A 17,648-nucleotide genomic window follows, 5' to 3' on the forward strand; every position below is an offset into this window, starting at 1 on the left:
TCAAATTTGTCCCATACCCTGCTCAGTGGAGCCAACTTGACTAAGGCCAATCTCAATCAAGCAGACTTGAGTGGTGCAATAGCAAGTGGCTGCACCATGAGAAACACTATCCTAACGGATGCGAATCTCAGAGGAGCAAGGATGAGTTGGACAATTCTCCATGGTGCTAATCTCACCAAGGCTAATTTATACCGAGCTAACCTGTGTTGGTCGAATCTTAGCGAGGCAATATTGATTGAAGCTGTTTTAATTGATGCTAATCTGAATCAGGCTAACCTGCGTGAAGCTAAACTTAGCAAAGCGATTATGCCAAGTGGCAGTCAGCATCAATAGTTGAACCCAGTTTTTGATCAGCCCTGGCTTGTTTCACACATCAAATCGAAACGCTATAGCAAAATTAACAACTGATATTATGTCTGGTTATAAATTACCACTTAATAATTACAAATAACCTGTTAATAATTAATTGTAAAATGTTACTAATTACCTTTTACAATTTACTAATTACCTGTTACCTGTTACCAATTACCAATTACCAATTACCAATTACCAATTACCAATTACCCTCAATCATTCCATTAATCAGCAAAGCTGTGCAACCCAAACCACTTATCCAGTAAAGGTCTTCAGCAGTAACAATTGTGCTAACTCGCAAAAGCCCTCAGATTCTTTAGCATAAGTGACATAGGCTGGCACGCATCTGCAACCAACTCGACAACATCCAGCCCTGGCCAGGGCATTAGACTCTGATTCGAGTGGAAAGTGTTCGACAATTCAAAAAGGGGAGGCAACACCGTCTGGAAAAGGAAACACGCTACTATGTTGCTTCTTACGCCCTTGTCTGCTGAGTCCTTTGCCCAGGGCATCCCTTGGATATTGGGGTGTAGAGAACAAGGTTGATTATGTGCGCTTCGGTTACTCAGGGTGAAGATGCTTCACGTATTCCCATGCATCAGTTACCTCAAATCTTTGCCGTTGCTCGTAACTTTGCTCTAAATATCTATCGTTCTCATGACTTTTCAAATATGGCTCAGGCTCAAAGACGGTGCCAGTTTGGACTAGACACACAAAGAGCGCATTTTCAGAAATGTTATAGCCCTGGAAACAAGCACTGTCTTTAACTAAGACTTTCAGCTAGTTTTGCGTTCACAACTCATTTAGAAACGCTATATCTGATCATTGTGTTGTTTTTTTAAATAAACTTTAACAAAAATTAACATAATGATCATGAATCACGTTTATCATGTGTATAAATAATACAAACACTAAATAAGTGAGGGCAATTCAAGGGAATCTGTTTGCAGAAGATGGCGAAGATGGGGAAGATGGGCAAGATGAAACTGGCGGAGATTTTAGTCATCGGTTGGAACCTCCGCAATTTTCCTGACCTCCTCTGACAAAATTTTATTTCTATGACAATGGGATGCACCTACTCAAATTACCCATGACTCATGACCCATTACCAATTCCTCATTACTAATTCTTCCCTAGCCATTACCTATTATTCAGGGGATTTATTTGTTGTAAATCTACCGAATAATTGGTATTTGCTATTAGTTGTCATGGAGTGCTCTACAGCTTTTTTAAAGCTTTCACAATTAATTGTTGGATTTAACGCCACAATGAAAAATTGACTTAAAGGGATTATAGAAATAGTTTTTTAGACATCCGAGGAAAAAGCTTTGCTGATCAACACTCCAAGATTCAACAAAACATCGGTTGAGCGATTAGTAAATTTTTGGTCAAATCGCTATGTACCCGATTTATCAATTATTGCTTCCAAAAATGGTGTTTTAAAGATTTATGATTTGCTAGAATTTGCTTCCAGAAAGGGGCGCAATAAAACGGTTACCAAGTTACAGCGTTTAATCCAGATTAACTGTGAGTGTGCGGGAATTAAAACAGATGCTATGTTCTCCTATATTCCTAATGTGGTTAATTTGACCGAGGCTAAGCGAATTGCTGAATTTGTTTGCTCCGTTTACGAAAAGGTACTGGAAATTTACCAAGAGCAATCACCGAATCCTAGTTTAATGGCAGCAATACGACTAGGGGAGACAATTAATTTCTTCACAGATTTCTCTAGCCCGTGGACAATGGTAGCGCTAGAGTTGCCAGCTATAGAAAAGCTAGCCACCTCTCTCGAACCTGTATTGCGGCAACTGCGGCAGCAACATATATCAGCAAAAGACCGTCGAGCCATTGGTTTTGTTACCACACAGTTTCACTTCAGCACTCAGTTAGTACTCAATCGGCTGACATTGCCAGAACAAATTTTGCTCAGTCCCTACTTTAAGTTTGTCGAGGAGCAAGTTTCTATCCCCTGGCAACGAATCTGTAATGCAGCGGCTTTGCATGATTTTAACTCACCTACCTTAGCCTTAGTGGAGCAACTCTTACCTGTTAGTCAGGATATTGCTCAGACTGTCTACCAACGCACAGAGGAATTGCACTCTGGTCATTTTAGCCGTCGGGGAGGGTTGGACGATCCAGGAATTAAGGCTTCGACTATCAGAGATTTAGAAATGTTCCAGGGTTACCTATGGCTATGTGCTTTGGAGGGGAATATGACATCAATAGAACAGGAACTGTTGCCGTTGTGTTTACTGGTATTTCCTAGCGTAGACGTAAGTTGGAAGCTGGCGGAAAAAATGTTGCAGTTGCTGGTGGATGAACTAAACGCTCGTATAGAGTCAGATCAGATGTACCTCTTGCTTCCTTATACTAAAGGACTGCTGGAGTTATTCTCTGACCTGGAGCAGAAGGCGTTATGATATCATCTAGCAGTCCTAAATCTTGGTGGCAGGAACAAACTTCGTCCCGGAAGCGGTCAGACTAGTGCAGGCAGGCAGAAATAATACCAATTCTTCAAAGTAGGACTACAGATGCAGATGGCCAGGGTGCATCTCATATTTGTAAAAAAGACGGGAAGTGTGGGGCCCGGGCGCGGGGCCCGGGCGCGGGAAGTCTGGAGATTTTATTAGAATTTTTGCCTAATTGCATGCATTAAGATGCACCCGATGGCCAGATGGGGAGATGGCCAGATGAAATTGATGTGTAGGTGTGTAAGCCCTAAGAATTGGTATAACTCCCCAGGCGGATCAGGTGGCTTACTGCAGAATAGGGCCAGATGTCAGTTTGAACCTAAAATCGCTAGTCTAACTGGTAGTAACCTTCTTTAGTTTCCTTATGGCTACCTTGGGCTTACATCATTTCGCACCCAAACTAAAAAAATATATAATTATAGCATTATCGGCTGCTATACTCCCGTTATGTTTTGCTAGTGTGACCTTATCCCAATCTAGTGATAATGATAATCCCAATCCATTGGAACTGACTGCTCCTGATCCCCTCCTTCCTTCCTTATCCCCAGACGAACCTCTCAACCCCTCCGAACGTTCTAGACTCAAGCAAGCGTTGGATGAACTGAATGCTGAAGCTGAAGCTGAATTCAAAGCTGGTAATCAATCCAAAGCCTTTGACATCTGGTATCGGGAAATCCGGCTGCGGCGAGTGCTAGGGGATCCCGTGGCAGAAGTGCAAACCTTGGGCAGAGTAGGAGGAGTTGCCTGGAATGAAAACAATAAGCAGTCAGTACAACTAATTACGGCACGCTTGGAAGAGATTCAGCAGGAAAATGAAGCAGAAGACTCGATCAATCTGCCACTGTTAAAAGCTTTGGGTAAGGCTTATGAACAGATTCGATTGCCAGGACAAGCTTTGACAGTCTATGAGCAAATTCTCGCTGATGCTCGAAACCAGGGCGATATGGCAGCGGTTGAGGCTACCTTGAAGACCATGGGTGAATTGCACATGGCTTGGTTTGATTATCCCAAAGCAGCAGAAACCTATGAGGAATTACTGGCTCAAGTTCAGACCGATGTTCCTTTGGAACCGCTTCGCGAACGCATAAATGAAGAAGTGGCTTATTTACAAGAGCTAGCTTATATCTACGACCAAGACCAACAACCGGACCAGGCATTGCCCAAAAAGCAGCAATTAGTGGACATTTACCTAAATCAAGGTAATGATACCCAGATTCCAGCCCTGAAAATTGCGATCGCATCTGACTACAACAGCCTCAATCAACCAGAAAAAGCTAGTCAAACCTATCAGGAAGCCTATTCCTTAGCCTGGTCTCTACAGCAGTTTGCCCATGCTAGCGAAGCACTACAACCTCTAGCACAACTTTACCTTACCTCTAAGCAGCCAGAGTTTGCCTTGCAAGTTTATGAGGTTTTGCTGCAAGTTGAACAACAGTCCTATAATTACTATGGCTTGATGAATACTTACGACAACATTGGTCAAATTTATCTGGATATGAACAATTATCCTCAAGCCTTAGCAGCATTTCAAAAGGGGCTAGACTTGGCTGAGTCATTGCAGCATCGAGAAGCTTATTTTGTCAATAAAATTCAGCTAGTCAATCGGCAAAATTTGTAGTAATATTTTAGGTCTATAGTTGTTAAAATAACGACTATAGTACAGGGAATCGGGAATCGGGAATCGGGAATCGGGAATCGGGAATCGGTACTTGTGTATCAAGTAGTTATCGATGAAGTTGGTATCTTGGCATTGCTGAATTAAGGAATGAATGCGCGATCATCTGTTTTTGTTAAAGCCCCCTAAATCCCCCAATTCTGGGGGACGCAAGAAAGTTTTGTTCCCCCACCGGTGCGCTTTCCGTCGGCGAATTAAATTCGCCACGGGTCGCACCGCAGAATTGGGGGGCTAGGGGGGCGAAACCATACCCATAATCAGGAACGCCGGTATATTTATACCAATGCTGGAAATTAGGAATAAAGATCAATTTCATTTCCCTATCTTCCTATTTCCCTATCTTCCCATTTCCCTATCTTCCCATCTCCGGAGCTAGACAACCGCTTCACTCCTCACCTTGATCTGAATCATCAGAGTCGCTCAAGAAATACAACAATGCACAAATAGCAGCAACAATACCTAACAATGGAGATTCACTAGAGAGGGTTAGAACTAGTAACACAATTTCCAGAAGGGTTTGGAAGCTTTCGAGATTGTTCATGAAAATTGTTTCAGGTGAACTACAATTTCATCAAACCCTGGGGCTAAAGCAGTTCAAACCTTGGAAGCTGTTGAGCTGACATGAGTTATGGCCAACTTATAATTCATTGCCGACTTGTACCTGAGTTGTACCTGAGTTGGGCTGAGTGACTATAAAAGATAGTTATAGTTTGAGTAGTTGATCAGACCGAACCTATGTCTCGCTCACTCAGAGTTCATCCCGAGTATATTGACCAGGTTAAATTAGCCCTTAAGCGCAACGGTTATCCTCGCCAGAAAGACTTAGCTGAGGAATTGGAGATATCTCTATCAACCCTCAATAATTACCTCAATGGCCGACCTGTCGATAACCTGAATTTTCAAGAAATTAGTGAAAAATTGGGACAAGACTGGAAAGCGATCGCTCTTCTAGATCTTGAAAGCACACCAAGCAATAGCAATGTTAATCCAGATCCGTGGAAACCGGATTTAGATCAGGACGAAGCTATCCCTGACGTTGACTATTATGTTGAACGTCCTCCCATTGAAACCACTTGTTATCAAACACTTTTACGTCCCGGTGCCTTGGTGAGAATTAAAGCACCAAGTCTAATGGGGAAGACCTTACTGATAGCTAGAGTGCTGAGAAAGTTGGTTGCCCAGCAGGGCTATCAAACTGTGTATATTAACCTGCACCTGGCTAACCACGCTGACCTTGCCAATCTTAATTCATTACTAAAGTGGTTTAGCTTCTGTGTCAGTGAGAGTTTAGGATTAGCTAATCGATTAGCTGATTACTGGTACGAAGGATTATCGACCAGTAAAATGGCTTGTACCAACTACTTTGAACGGTATTTGCTAAGGCAGGTTAACAGGCCAGTAGTCCTATGTTTGGATGAAGTTGACCGAGTTTTTCCTCACCGTGATGTGGCATCAGACTTTTTAGGAATGCTAAGGGCTTGGCATGAGAAAGCCAAGATGGGTAAACGTTTAGAACGCCTCCGATTAGTGGTAGTTCATTCCACAGAAGTTTATATTCCCGTGACATACTCCTACACTGATCTTTACAGATTCAGTGTAGGCTTCTTACCAAAACCACCTAACGGTTCGGTTACTCGGTAAGCTTTACTAGTGACGGGATGCCCCACCGCCAAATTCAATATATTCCTAGCCGCATTAACATCTCTATCCTCGATATATCCACAATGAGGACAGGAATGAATGCGGTCTTTTAATTCCTTTGGTACTTTTTGACCACAATTAGAACAGTTTTGACTGGTGTTCCGAGGATTTACTGCAATCGTGACCAACCCAGCATTTTCGGCTTTGGTTGACAGGATAGACAGAAATTGACCCCAGCCAGCATCTAGGACGGATTTGGCCATTTTAGTCTTAGCCAATCCCTTTATATTCAACTTTTCATGAGCAATTAGATCGTGATCATCTAACAACCCTTTAGCTGTCTTGAAATGAAAATCTTTTCTGGTATCAGCTACCTTTTTGTGAGCTTTACCTAGTTTAACAACAGCCTTCTTTCTGTTGTTACTGCCTTTCTTAGATCTACTGACAGCTTTCTGAATTTTCTTTAATCGTTTCTGAGCTTTCCGATAGTACTGGGGGATTTGCACCTCTGTCCCGTCGGACTTGGTCAAAAATGACTTGAGACCCATGTCTATACCAACAGGATTTGATACTTGTTCAATCGGGATCACCTCAGGGACAGTATCATCCTGTAATGACAAGGTCACATAGTATCCATCAGCTTTACGTGTAACCGTGGCAGTTTGAATTCTAAATCCGTCTGGAATTGGTCTATGGTAAACCATTTTGACCCATCCAAACTTAGGAAGGTTCAACCTGTTCCCTTGAATAGGGTTTTTGGAAAAAGCAGAAAAAGTTAAAGACTTATACCTGTTCTTACTCTTGAATCTGGGTTTGCCACTTCTCTTGCCATTAGAGTCACCTTTTATGAATCTCTTAAAGGCTAAATCAACCTTCTTGACGCAGTCTTGTAGTACATTGGCATGAATAGCTTTGTACCAGTGCCTATCTTTCTTTAATTGAGGTAAAGTTTTTTTCTGTGAAAAGTAATTAGGATTATTTCTAAGTTCAGGCAAATGGCAAATAAGAGGACAGGAGTTAATAGAGCAGCGATTTTGTTCGTACCAGCTAAACCTGTCAGCAAGTAAATAGTTGTATTGGTGGCGCAACATGTCCAGCCATCTTTCTATCTCCATCACTTGCAATTTTGTTAGTCTTAGTCTGTACTGGTACGCCGTTCTCATTGATTTCTCCTGTTTTTCGACCTACTATTAGTATAACAGTCGTGGCAACAGGTATCAACCCATAATGAAAGATCAAAAGCTCGTAGTCAGAGTGACCAATTTTGAGAAAAAGCAATTACAGGAAGAGGCTGTTCGCGTAGCGTGACCTACGGTCAATCGTAGGGGAATGACCTGCTCCGAATTACTCAGAAGCTTCATAGCTCGCCTCCCTGTGCCGAAAGACTCTGTGCAAAATTCCTCCCACACTCATACTACGTATTGAGATGTGGGGCTCCTTTTGCCAGAAAGCTGAACCTTAACGAATCCCCGTTTAATGTTGGTGTTCCGATTGAGTTACCGGAATTGACCCAAGAGCAAATTATTGAATTAGCGCAACAATACCAACTTGATTGTACAGCATCTGAGGTTGAGCAATTGCAGGGGTTAGTAGGGGGACATCCCTATTTAATTGGCGAATGCTTTAACCATCTCAAATTTAATGGTACTGGTTACCTTGAGCAAGTATTAAACAATGCTGCCACCGAAGCTGGGATTTATCGCAATCATCTACGACACCTCTGGCAGATGCTACAGCAACATCAAGCTTTGGCTGATGCCTTTAAAGATGTGATTGAGGCCAGTTGTCCGATTCCCTTAGAATCCCGATCAGCTTACAAACTACACAGTATGGGATTAGTGAATTTACAAGGACATCAAGTCACTCTCCGTTGTCAGTTGTATCGGGAGTATTTTCAAGCGCGATTCCAGCAGACCCCATGATGGAAACCCAGACTATGCAAATCTATCAAGTAGGCGGCGCATTACCCCTTAATGCTAGCAGTTATGTCAAACGTCAGGCCGATGAGGAGTTGTATCAATACCTAAAAGCAGGGGAATTTTGTTATGTCTTAAATTCCCGTCAGATGGGGAAGTCTTCTTTGAAAGTTCAAACAGTAAAACGGTTGCAACAAGAAGAAATTGTTTGTGCTTCTATTGATACTACCATGCTGGGGTCGCAACAGATTCCCCCACGGGAATGGTATGGCGGTTTGATTAGTGGGTTGGTGTCTGAGTTGGAACTCTACGACAGCTGGGGGGGCGACATGAGAGCTAAAAAGTAGACTGTATAAGCTTCATAGCTCTCATACCTCGTAAATAATTATCGAGCTTATGACGACTTAAACGCATCAAAGCATAAACTAATTCCCAACATTTATCCATAAAATTAATCCATTTGTGAGCATACATTCCAATATAAAAACTGCTATGCCTTTTAGTTAATCGCCCATAGTTTTTGACTCTAGTAACATAGTTCTGAACTCCTTTTTTATTAATTATTTCTCCTTTGATTGTGGCAATAAAATAAGCAAAAGACATGATGATAACTAAAGATATAAAACGTTTTCCGACTACATTGCTGCCTTCCATATTATATCCACCACTTTTATAATCTCGAAACATTTGTTCAATATTAAAACGTTTTTTATAAGCGGAGATTGCCTCAGAGGCTTCGTTCATATTTGTTAAAATAAACCAACCTTCTTTGGTCACGGATTTTCGATAACTTTTTTTCCATTTACAAGCGACACTAAATCCTGATATTTGTTGAGTTTTTGTGACTTTAACCTTTTCAAAAAATAATGAAATTCCTGGTTTTAACCCAGAGTTTTCTAAGGAGATCCACCCCTGATTTTTTAATTCAATTTGCTCAGATTTTTTAAGTCTTAAACAAAAGTTAAAGCCTTGTTTGTCGAGCCATTCAGCCAATTTTACTGAACAAAATTCTCGGTCTCCTAAAATTACAACTTTATAGTCATCAAATAGCCCTATGATATTTGAAACTAGTTGTTTCTGCTCCGAAAAGTTACTTGAGCCAAATTTTGATAGAAGTTCAAAATAAACGGGAAGTGCTCGGTTTTTATAAATTAAGCTAACCATCAATAAATTCTTGTTATTCCAATTAGTTCTATCGATAGCTAAATAAATTGTTTCCTGTTTATCAAATGTTTGATAGACCCATTCTCTAATAATTGGAAACCACAGTTTTTTGACTTTAAATATTGGTAATGACAAAAATCTCTGTAACTTTTTACGCCTTGAGTTACATTTAATAGGCAAAGGTAGCGGTGCAGCGCGGTCTTGGGGGTTTCCCCCATGAGCGACTGCACCAAGACAAGATTCAGCCATTTTTTCGAGTTTAACATTTTTGATATCTTGTACAATAATTACTACAAGGTAAAAAAACAATAATTGAGATTCGGAAAGTAGATTTTTTAGATGTTTTTGATATAATTCTTGTATCATTCTCGATTGGTAGGTCGTATTGACAATTTATGACCTATCTTTTTTTACCATAATTCGCTCAATTTAATATATATCAAGGGTTACAGGCCGCTTGTCGCCCCCCCAGCTACGACAGGTTTGATGAATACCATTGGCTTCAACAGCACCAAAAGATTTCTCCGGTACAGTGCTTTGGTAAGTTTATCAAAGAGGTATTGTTTGAATATATTGCTCAACCAATTGTTATTTTTATTGATGAAATCGATAGTGTTCTGCAATTAAGCTTCAAAGATGACTTCTTTGCCCTAATTCGAGCTTGTTACAACAAACGGGCGGAAAATTCTGCCTATAATCGCCTTAGTTTTGTGCTGTTGGGGGTGGCTACACCAGGGGATTTGATTGGAGATAAAGACCGAACCCCTTTTAATATTGGACGGGCGGTAGAGTTACATGGCTTTCAAAGAGATGAAGTTGAGCCGTTAGTCAGGGGATTGGCGGGACAGGTCAGCAACCCCCAGGCTGTTATCCAGGAGATATTAGACTGGACAGGAGGACAGCCCTTTCTTACCCAAAAGCTGTGTCAGTTGGTGGTTAGTTCTGCCTCGGTTTTCGATCCCTTAAAAAAGGGGGAGAAGGAATGGATTGAGAAATTGGTGCGATCGCATGTGATCTCGAACTGGGAAGCTACCGATGAGCCAGAACATTTGAAGACCATACGCGATCGCATTCTCAGTAATGAGCAACGGTCTGCCTACTTGTTGGAATTGTATCAGCAGGTGTGGCAACAGGGGGAAGTTGTTGCTAATAACAGTTTTGAGGAAGGTAAGTTACAGTTATCTGGATTAGTATTCAAGCAGAGAGTTGGAGCTTTTCCAGTTCTTAAAGTATATAACCGTATCTACCATCAAGTCTTTAATCAAGACTGGATTGAACAAGAATTAGCTGCATTACGTCCCTATTCAGAAGGGTTTAGGGCTTGGGTGGCGTCGGGATGTCAGGATGAATCGCTATTGTTGCGGGGGAAGGCTCTCAAGGATGCTCAGGCTTGGGCGAAAAGAAAGAATTTAAGTTATTTGGATCAGCAGTTTTTGGCGGCCAGTGAAAAGAAGGGGATTGAGGAGCAAATTGCTCAATTAGACAGAGAGAGGAAGGATCGGGAAGCGACCCAGAAGAGAAATCAGGTACTAACTGAGGCGAATCGGAAGGCTCAACGGCGGATTCAGATTGGCGCTGTGGTGCTCAGTATAGCTGTGTTGGGAGCAATTGTTTCAGGATTAGTGGCAGCAAAAGAAGTGATCATGGTAGCGGAAGCTAAAGCTGCTCATAAAAAAATCAAAGAAGATATCCAAACCATTAATAGGCTCTCTGAACTTGCTACAGAACTCCAACAAAAGGGGCTGTATTCTGAAGCACAAGAGGCATGGTTTCAAGTCAGTCAGTCTACACTAATCCAAGAAGACAAACGCAATATCAAGCAAGCCATGCTCCTAGCTTCGATTTCTTTAGCTAATCAGCAACTTAGTCAGAAGTATCAAGAAATAAAACAGAATAGTAAAGCAACCGAACGTTGGAATGAGGCTACAAAAAAAATTGAACAGATAGAAGAAAAAAATCTCTTATCCTCACAATCAAATGTAAATGTCCCCGAAGAATGGGCAATTTACGTTCATGTCAAAAGAGTCCAGGGGAGTATACTGAGGAAAGAAGGGAATATAGAGGAAGCATTACAAGCTTACAAGCAAGCCTTTGATAGACTTGATACTGCTTGGAAAAAGTTTCCAAACGTTGATCTCGATACAGAAATTCCTATACCTAGCTTTCTTCCTCAACAACAGTCAATACTTTCAACGAATGCCGTAGAAAATTTTCATCGAGAATACATTGAGTTACTATCTGAAAACGGTCAAGACTATCAAATGGTCAAAAACTCTCTTTTCAATCACTTCCTAGCTGAACTTCACTTCTTTATGAAGTCGGCAAACTGGAAAGATGCTGACCTAAAAAATGTTCGTATCATGCTTTACATAGCTGATCGAGAAAAAGAAGGTTGGCTCAATGTCGAACATATTGAACAATGCTCCTGCCAAAAGCTACTTACTCTTAACACCCTTTGGGTCAAACACTCAGATGGCAAGTTTGGCTTCAGTGTACAAAAGCAGATCTTGGACAAAATTATTGCTGAGCGTGGCTTACCCAAGGGAGAGTATGATAAATTATTAGATGAAACATGGTACGAGTGGTGGGAAAAAGTCAACTGGTTTGCAGAAATTTTCAACAAAAACAAAGCCGAGGAAGGTCACTTACCCTTGGCACCGTGGAACACCAAGGATAATCGTACTGCGACTTTCCGGGGAGGAGACCCCCCAGTGACTCCTTGGCGCAAGTCTTTTCTGAGTGTTCTATTCTCCCGTTGCGACTGGTAGACTTTAACATCCTGTAGCTAACCGCTCAAACTATAACCTTAAAATTATCAATTTTAAGGTTATCTTGGCGGTCATTTACTTACTAATTATCCCATTCTTCCGAATCATCAATCATACCGGGATTAATTAGGGTAATATCATACTCATCCATTTGATCTACTGGATCAGTTGGGGTATTCTCTCGCTTGAGTAGATAATATTTAGCACTGACCTTAGGCGCAAAAATTACCTCATCTTCATCTTCGAGATCATGGGCTTGAAGCTTACGACCATTGATTAAAATGCCATTGGAACTAGCCTTACCTTTGAGGTTACCATCAAAAATTCGGTAGTAGGGACTACCATCAGAACGTCTACGCCTTACTAAGGTGGCATGTCGGCGAGACACAAACTTTGAAAACAGGCGGATATCAGACTCTGGATCTCTACCGATAGAATATACCTCCTCTTCCAAAGGAATCTGCTTGCTTCCCTTGTCATCCTCAATAATCAATAAATGGTTGTGGTCAGATTGTGTAGCCATGAATCGCTCGTGATCAAAAGGGTAATTGGTTGAGAACAATGCTCTTATTTACTTACATTGACACAGCTCTCAACCAGCTTGCGACTGACTTAGGAATTGCACAGTAATAAGTTTACCATTTGTGCATACTAATTCAGAGGTGTAACTCTTGCTGCTCAAGGAATGGCGTTATTAAATCCTTGTTTCAACTAACCTGTAATAGGTAAGTTATTTTTGCGCGATTCCTTAGGTACTGATTTACCTAGAAAACTCTCCTGATTGCTGAGCATTATCTGATTATCCCTTGAATCAATAAAAGTAAACTACCAGACGCGAAGCTTACCCTATGGCGGTGGCTTCCGACGACCCAGGATACTGTAGCCTTCTGAAACCTTGCTGCTCTGATGGTCTATTATAGGTATTCAACTGGACTTGATCTAATTCCGTAAACGGGTTAGCAGCAGTGAATTTGTGACAACACTGATTGAGCTGAAAGCCATGAAGGCACCAGCAGCAGCAGGAGAAAGTACCATGCCAAATCCTGGTAGTAGCCCACCAGCGGCAATGGGAATACCCAATATATTGTAACCGAATGCCCAAAACAGATTCTGGCGGATTTTGTTGAAGGTGGCTCGTGATAGATCTATGGACTTGACCACATCGAGCAAGTTATTTGTGATCAGAATAATTCCTGCTGTTTCCGCTGCCACATCGGTTCCCCCATGCAAGGCAATCCCAACATCAGCTTGTGCTAGAGCTGGACTATCATTGATGCCATCTCCCACCATAGCCACACAGTTTCCCTGGTCTTGAAGGTTTGCGATCGCATTAGCTTTGCCATCGGGAAGCACCCCAGCAATAACATCCTCTGGCTCTATTGACAAAGTTTTGGCCACAGCAGCCGCCACTTCGGGTCTGTCACCAGTTAGCATCATCACCCGCAATCCCTGGTCTTTGAGGTGTTCTACTGTTTGTTTAGCCTCGACTCTCGGAACATCATTCACAGCAATTAACCCAACTAGTAGCCCATCAACGGCTACGTAAACTACTGTTTTCCCCCCATCTGCCAAAGCCTTGACTTCAGCTTGAGCAGTATCACTGATGGTAACACCCTGCTTACTCAACCAGTCTGCACTGCCAAGCACTACCCGTTGGTTTTCTACTAAAGCTGATAGTCCCAATCCTGGTTCTGTGTAAAAATCTTGAGCCCCTAACATCGGTAACTGTTGCTGTTGAGCTTCGGTAAGAATTGCGCTACCTAAGGGATGGGATGTGCCACTTTCTGCTGCTGCTGCCAGTTGCAGCAATTGGCTAGCAGAAGATAGAGCAATGGTTTTCGTACCAATAGCGCTCTGTTGGTCATTCTCTGTCTCAGGTTGAATCAGCAGGCAATCGGTAACCGTAGGTTGACCCTGAGTTAGGGTACCAGTTTTGTCAAAAACCACAGTATCCAGCCGATGCACCTGTTCTAAAATGTCACCACCTTTGATTAATAAACCCCGCTTTGCCCCCAGGCTGGTACCGACTAGAATGGCGGTAGGTGTGGCTAGACCCAAGGCACAGGGACAAGCAATCACTAAAACTGCGATCGCTAATTTCAAACTCAACAGTAATGGAGAAGCCGCCATGGTTGACCAGACCTCTGGCCAGATTTTAGTCCCAGCCACGTACCAAAATAGGAAGGTTAAAAATGCGATCGCCATCACCCCGTAGGTAAAATACCCTGCTACCAAATCCGCTAACTGCTGTACTGGCGCTTTCCGAGTTTGCGCTTCCTCCACTAGTGCTACAATTTGTGCCAGAGTAGTTTCCCTACCAGTACGGATTGCCTTTACCACCAGCACTCCCGATTGATTCAATGTACCACCAGTAACCATGTCCCCTGGTTGCTTCAATACTGGTCGGGATTCCCCCGTCAGCATTGACTCATCAATCGATGACACTCCCGTAATCACTTCCCCATCTACAGGAACTTTTTCCCCAGGTAATATCCTTAAGCATTCTCCCACCCGGACTTGCTCCACAGGAATTTCGATACCCGTTTGATCACCTTCTGTACTGTCTAATGTTCCAATCAAACGGGCGACCTGAGGCTGTAGGGATAGCAAAGACTCAAAATCAGCAGTAGCTTGATATCTTGCTCCTTGCTCTAAGGTCCGACCTAAGAGAATAAAACCCAGCAACATCACTGGCTCATCAAAGAAACATTCCCATCCCAGGTTAGGGAATAGTAATGCCACACAGCTAGTGGTGTAAGCCGTCACTGCCCCCAGTCCGATCAACGTATTCATATTGGGAGCACCGTGCCACAAACCGCGCCCACCCTCCACTATAATAGAGCGTCCAGGTAATAATAGCGCTAGAGTTGCCAGTCCCCAATGGAACCACAAAGTACTCAATACTGGCAGCATTGGTCCATGGAACCAATGACCGATATGTCCGACTGTAGAGAAGACAATCAGGACAGCAGCAATCACTAGTTGCTGGCGGTATGCTCTAGCTTCTTGCTGATGTCTCTGGGCTGGTGTTAACCTATCCTGGCTCTTAGTTCCCTGTTCAGTTTCAGGTAAACGGGGTTGACTAGGAAACCCTTTTGATGTAAGCAGCTCAGCTAAGACAGTTGGTTCCACCTCACCAGCTTGATACTCGACCACAGCTACCCCAGTTACCAGATTGACACAGGCTTTCGATACTCCAGGGTTACTGCTCAGTTGCCGTTCCACCACACCAACACAACCAGCACATTTCATGCCAGTTACATCTAATGTGATCGTTTCTACAGGCAAAGCTGGTTGGGTTAAGGTAGTCTTGGGATAAGTTGGGATAGATTTTGGCATAGATTTAGTGAACAGCTTCAGGAATAGTGGCAAAGCCTAGAGGATTAAGAGCAACATATTCCTCTAATTTCCAGCTTAAGCTAAGAGCTGCTCAACTAGGCTACAGTGGGTATTATTAATGGTTATCATTATTTTATTTTTTATGTTAATCACGACAGCAGAACACTTGGAAAAAAAGCTCCGTCAGCTTAGATAATCGAGATAGCACTAACTTAAGGGTTTCGACAAGTTTTGGAGGTATGAATAGTGTAGAAAAAAAAGCCCCAAATCAATGAGCTTTGCCAGCAGCTTAGTCAATAGAATTGCGATTGCAATTTCCCCATAGGTAAAGTACTCGGCTAAACTATCCCCTAGCTGCTGTAATGGAGCTTTCCAAAATTAATTGATACTCCCAGGTCGCGCTAACATTGGATTTTCAGAGTTGACCCCAGGGCTAACGATACCTTAAAACGCCCGATCCCGATTTTTAAAAAATCTGTTCGCGTAGCGTGGCCGAACGCGCACGCGTGGCCTAAAGGCCAAAAGGCCAGGAAATATGAAGGAAAATATCAAGGAAATATGAAGGAAATATGAAGTATTTCAAGAAACGAGCACTTATGAATTTACTCTCATGAAGGGAACTTCCCTGAAAATCTAGTAAGTCTCACTTGTAAGTCTCAACTTAGACGGAGCAAATGACACAGAAATATACAGAAGCAGACACAGAAGCGTTTTACGATCACGAAGACAGCATGTATCGTAGCTTCTGGGATTCTGAAGGCAGTTTACATTGGGGCTATTTTGACAACTTAGCTGACGCTCGTGCTCAAGACTTTGTCCCAGCTTGCCACCGTTGGAATGAATATATGCTCGCCTGCAGTGGGCTGACTAGTGAATCTCGGGTACTTGATATCGGTTGCGGCAACGGCAACACCGCTATCTGGCTAGCCCAGCAGACAGGATGTGAAGTTGTCGGCATTGACATCAGTGCAGTCCGGGTTGGCAATGCCAACGCTTTGGCTCAGGAGTATCCCTCCCTACGCCTGTCCTTTCAGAAAGCATCAGTAACTAGCCTACCTTTCTCAGACAATTCCTTTACCCATGTGTGGAGCCAAGCCACCATTTACCATGTCCACCAGCGAGAGCTAGCTCTGAAGGAGATTTACCGTGTTCTTCAGGAACAAGGCATCTTCCTGTTCGATGATCTGATCACTCCAGTGTCCGAGATCAGCCCAGAAGGCCAAAAGCACGTTTATCAACGACTACTGTTTGAACCAACATTTAGCTATGAGTCCTACGCAAAAACACTCAGAGAAATTGGCTTGATGGTGTTGGAAGCTAAAGACTTGAGCGAACACCTCAATAAGAGCTACCAACTGTTGTCAGAGCTAGCTCTGAGCAAGTATCCGAAACTTAGCGCTTCCTATGATAAGATGTGTGCGGCGATTGTAGCTCGGGAACTGGGATGGAGTTTCTATCGCTCTCAAAAGGTCAGCGATCGCCTCTCGTGGATCTACGAAACCAATGAGGAAAAAACCTTACAGGATAAGTACGATGCTTGGGCTACCATTTACGATGCTGACTTAGACGAGCCCTATCGCTGCTCTCCCGTTCAATCCGCAAAGGCTCTGGCAAACGTACTGCCAAATAAAGCAGCAAGCATTCTTGATGTTGGTGCAGGTACAGGAATGGTGGGTGAGGCTCTGGCAGAGCTAGGATACACCAACATTACAGCAGTTGACCTCTCCGAGGAAATGCTAGAGGTAGCTAGGAAAAAGCAAGTTTACACTGCCTTGCACCAAGCAAACGTGTCAGAAGCTCTAACCTTCTCTACTCCTGAGGCATTCGACGGGATTTTGGCGGTGGGGGTATTCACCTTTGGTCACGCCCATCCTCAAGGGTTGCGAAACTTATTCGAGCTATTGAAGTCTGGAGGATATTTTGTCCTAACCCTGCGAGTTGACTACCACGAAAGCAACGATTCATTACAAGAGGTTGTCCAAGAGCTTTCATGGAGTATAATCGATCGAGTAGAGTTTAACATCTTTGAAACAGAACCAATGGTTGCTCTAGTGCTGAAAAAGCACTAATTGCTGATAGTTTAAGGGAAAATCATGGCTACACCATGCAAATACTATGACGTTCCATTAAAAAAGCTGAACTCAAAAAATGCTGAAGGATTAGGAACTGTATTCACGGATTTTGAAGATGTTGAAATAGAGTTGTGTAAATGGCCAAACCCAGGAAAACGACCTCTTATTGCTAGGGGGGGTTATGGTACATTTATTGAAGACGAGTTCAAAGTATATTGGCGTGGTTCTACCGTGCTTTCCGCTGACCA

At 42.8% G+C, this 17,648-nt stretch carries 15 protein-coding genes and 1 pseudogene; 10 read left to right on the forward strand and 6 right to left on the reverse strand.

Going from position 1 to position 17,648, the window contains the following annotated elements; genetic code table 11:
* The 4 genes from F6K20_RS04260 to F6K20_RS04275 form a co-directional block, all read left to right on the forward strand.
* Positions 1 to 333: pentapeptide repeat-containing protein (locus tag F6K20_RS04260; protein WP_287293881.1), on the forward strand; the 333-nt coding region annotated here is incomplete at its 5' end.
* A 569-nt stretch (positions 334 to 902) separates the two neighbouring features.
* A complete protein-coding gene (locus F6K20_RS04265; RefSeq protein WP_131827195.1) occupies positions 903 to 1,121 on the forward strand; it encodes a hypothetical protein in 219 nt (72 codons plus the stop codon).
* A 561-nt stretch (positions 1,122 to 1,682) separates the two neighbouring features.
* On the forward strand, positions 1,683 to 2,774 hold the full coding sequence (locus F6K20_RS04270; RefSeq protein WP_008188351.1) for a hypothetical protein: 1,092 nt from the start codon (positions 1,683 to 1,685) through the stop codon (positions 2,772 to 2,774).
* 511 nt (positions 2,775 to 3,285) lie between these two features.
* Entirely contained in the window at positions 3,286 to 4,443 is a 1,158-nt protein-coding gene (locus tag F6K20_RS04275; protein WP_229419070.1) for a tetratricopeptide repeat protein, read from the forward strand.
* Here the strand turns inward: F6K20_RS04275 and F6K20_RS04280 are convergent.
* Both F6K20_RS04280 and F6K20_RS04285 read right to left on the reverse strand, forming a co-directional pair.
* Complete coding sequence (locus tag F6K20_RS04280) at positions 4,420 to 4,545, reverse strand: hypothetical protein (RefSeq protein WP_267872096.1); 126 nt, start codon at positions 4,543 to 4,545, stop codon at positions 4,420 to 4,422. The genes F6K20_RS04275 and F6K20_RS04280 overlap by 24 nt on opposite strands.
* Before the next feature lie 340 nt (positions 4,546 to 4,885).
* On the reverse strand, positions 4,886 to 5,041 hold the full coding sequence (locus F6K20_RS04285; protein ID WP_154659916.1) for a hypothetical protein: 156 nt from the start codon (positions 5,039 to 5,041) through the stop codon (positions 4,886 to 4,888).
* A gap of 194 nt (positions 5,042 to 5,235) precedes the next feature.
* Here F6K20_RS04285 and F6K20_RS04290 point away from each other — a divergent pair, with 194 nt between their 5' ends.
* Entirely contained in the window at positions 5,236 to 6,141 is a 906-nt protein-coding gene (locus F6K20_RS04290; RefSeq protein WP_052308480.1) for an AAA-like domain-containing protein, read from the forward strand.
* Here the strand turns inward: F6K20_RS04290 and F6K20_RS04295 are convergent.
* Entirely contained in the window at positions 6,084 to 7,304 is a 1,221-nt protein-coding gene (locus tag F6K20_RS04295; protein ID WP_008188345.1) for an RNA-guided endonuclease InsQ/TnpB family protein, read from the reverse strand. The two genes, F6K20_RS04290 and F6K20_RS04295, sit on opposite strands and share 58 nt — an antisense overlap.
* 258 nt (positions 7,305 to 7,562) lie before the next feature.
* Between F6K20_RS04295 and F6K20_RS04300 the strand changes: the two genes are divergently transcribed.
* Both F6K20_RS04300 and F6K20_RS04305 read left to right on the forward strand, forming a co-directional pair.
* Complete coding sequence (locus F6K20_RS04300; RefSeq protein WP_008188340.1) at positions 7,563 to 8,063, forward strand: AAA-like domain-containing protein; 501 nt, start codon at positions 7,563 to 7,565, stop codon at positions 8,061 to 8,063.
* Positions 8,060 to 8,404, forward strand: coding sequence for a hypothetical protein (locus tag F6K20_RS04305; RefSeq protein WP_008188338.1), 345 nt, complete (start codon positions 8,060 to 8,062; stop codon positions 8,402 to 8,404). Before F6K20_RS04300 ends, F6K20_RS04305 begins: the two co-directional genes overlap by 4 nt.
* Here F6K20_RS04305 and F6K20_RS04310 read toward each other — a convergent pair.
* Positions 8,365 to 9,587: pseudogene (locus F6K20_RS04310) on the reverse strand (IS4 family transposase). The gene F6K20_RS04305 and the pseudogene F6K20_RS04310 sit on opposite strands and share 40 nt — an antisense overlap.
* A 182-nt stretch (positions 9,588 to 9,769) precedes the next feature.
* On the opposite strand from F6K20_RS04310, the gene F6K20_RS04315 reads away from it, so the two are divergent.
* Positions 9,770 to 11,989, forward strand: coding sequence for a GUN4 domain-containing protein (locus F6K20_RS04315; protein WP_287265233.1), 2,220 nt, complete (start codon positions 9,770 to 9,772; stop codon positions 11,987 to 11,989).
* Between the two features lie 82 nt (positions 11,990 to 12,071).
* Here F6K20_RS04315 and F6K20_RS04320 read toward each other — a convergent pair whose 3' ends face one another.
* Positions 12,072 to 12,512 carry an FHA domain-containing protein gene (locus F6K20_RS04320; RefSeq protein WP_008188331.1) on the reverse strand — a complete coding sequence of 147 codons (441 nt, stop codon included), beginning with the start codon at positions 12,510 to 12,512 and terminating at the stop codon, positions 12,072 to 12,074.
* A gap of 416 nt (positions 12,513 to 12,928) precedes the next feature.
* Positions 12,929 to 15,328: a heavy metal translocating P-type ATPase gene (locus F6K20_RS04325; protein ID WP_287265136.1), complete on the reverse strand. Its 2,400-nt coding sequence runs from the start codon at positions 15,326 to 15,328 to the stop codon at positions 12,929 to 12,931.
* Positions 15,329 to 16,002: 674 nt separating this feature from the next.
* On the opposite strand from F6K20_RS04325, the gene F6K20_RS04330 reads away from it, so the two are divergent.
* Together F6K20_RS04330 and F6K20_RS04335 are read left to right on the forward strand one after the other, a co-directional pair.
* Positions 16,003 to 17,397 (forward strand): methyltransferase domain-containing protein, encoded by a 1,395-nt coding sequence (locus F6K20_RS04330; protein ID WP_008188327.1) that lies wholly within the window; start codon positions 16,003 to 16,005, stop codon positions 17,395 to 17,397.
* A 24-nt stretch (positions 17,398 to 17,421) separates the two neighbouring features.
* Positions 17,422 to 17,648, forward strand: a 227-nt coding sequence (locus F6K20_RS04335; protein ID WP_287293882.1) for a hypothetical protein, incomplete at its 3' end; no start/stop codon positions are given.

Source organism: Moorena sp. SIO2C4 (assembly GCF_010672485.1).
Lineage (GTDB): Bacteria > Cyanobacteriota > Cyanobacteriia > Cyanobacteriales > Coleofasciculaceae > Moorena > Moorena producens.

Bases quoted from the DNA above. Each gene is read 5' to 3' on its own strand.
- F6K20_RS04330 (WP_008188327.1), top strand. From the start codon at position 16,003: ATGACACAGAAATATACAGAAGCAGACACAGAAGCGTTTTACGATCAC.
- F6K20_RS04295 (WP_008188345.1), bottom strand. From the start codon at position 7,304: ATGAGAACGGCGTACCAGTACAGACTAAGACTAACAAAATTGCAAGTG.
- F6K20_RS04325 (WP_287265136.1), bottom strand. From the start codon at position 15,328: ATGCCAAAATCTATCCCAACTTATCCCAAGACTACCTTAACCCAACCA.
- F6K20_RS04320 (WP_008188331.1), bottom strand. From the start codon at position 12,512: ATGGCTACACAATCTGACCACAACCATTTATTGATTATTGAGGATGAC.
- F6K20_RS04265 (WP_131827195.1), top strand. From the start codon at position 903: ATGTGCGCTTCGGTTACTCAGGGTGAAGATGCTTCACGTATTCCCATG.
- F6K20_RS04305 (WP_008188338.1), top strand. From the start codon at position 8,060: ATGATGGAAACCCAGACTATGCAAATCTATCAAGTAGGCGGCGCATTA.
- F6K20_RS04285 (WP_154659916.1), bottom strand. From the start codon at position 5,041: ATGAACAATCTCGAAAGCTTCCAAACCCTTCTGGAAATTGTGTTACTA.
- F6K20_RS04290 (WP_052308480.1), top strand. From the start codon at position 5,236: ATGTCTCGCTCACTCAGAGTTCATCCCGAGTATATTGACCAGGTTAAA.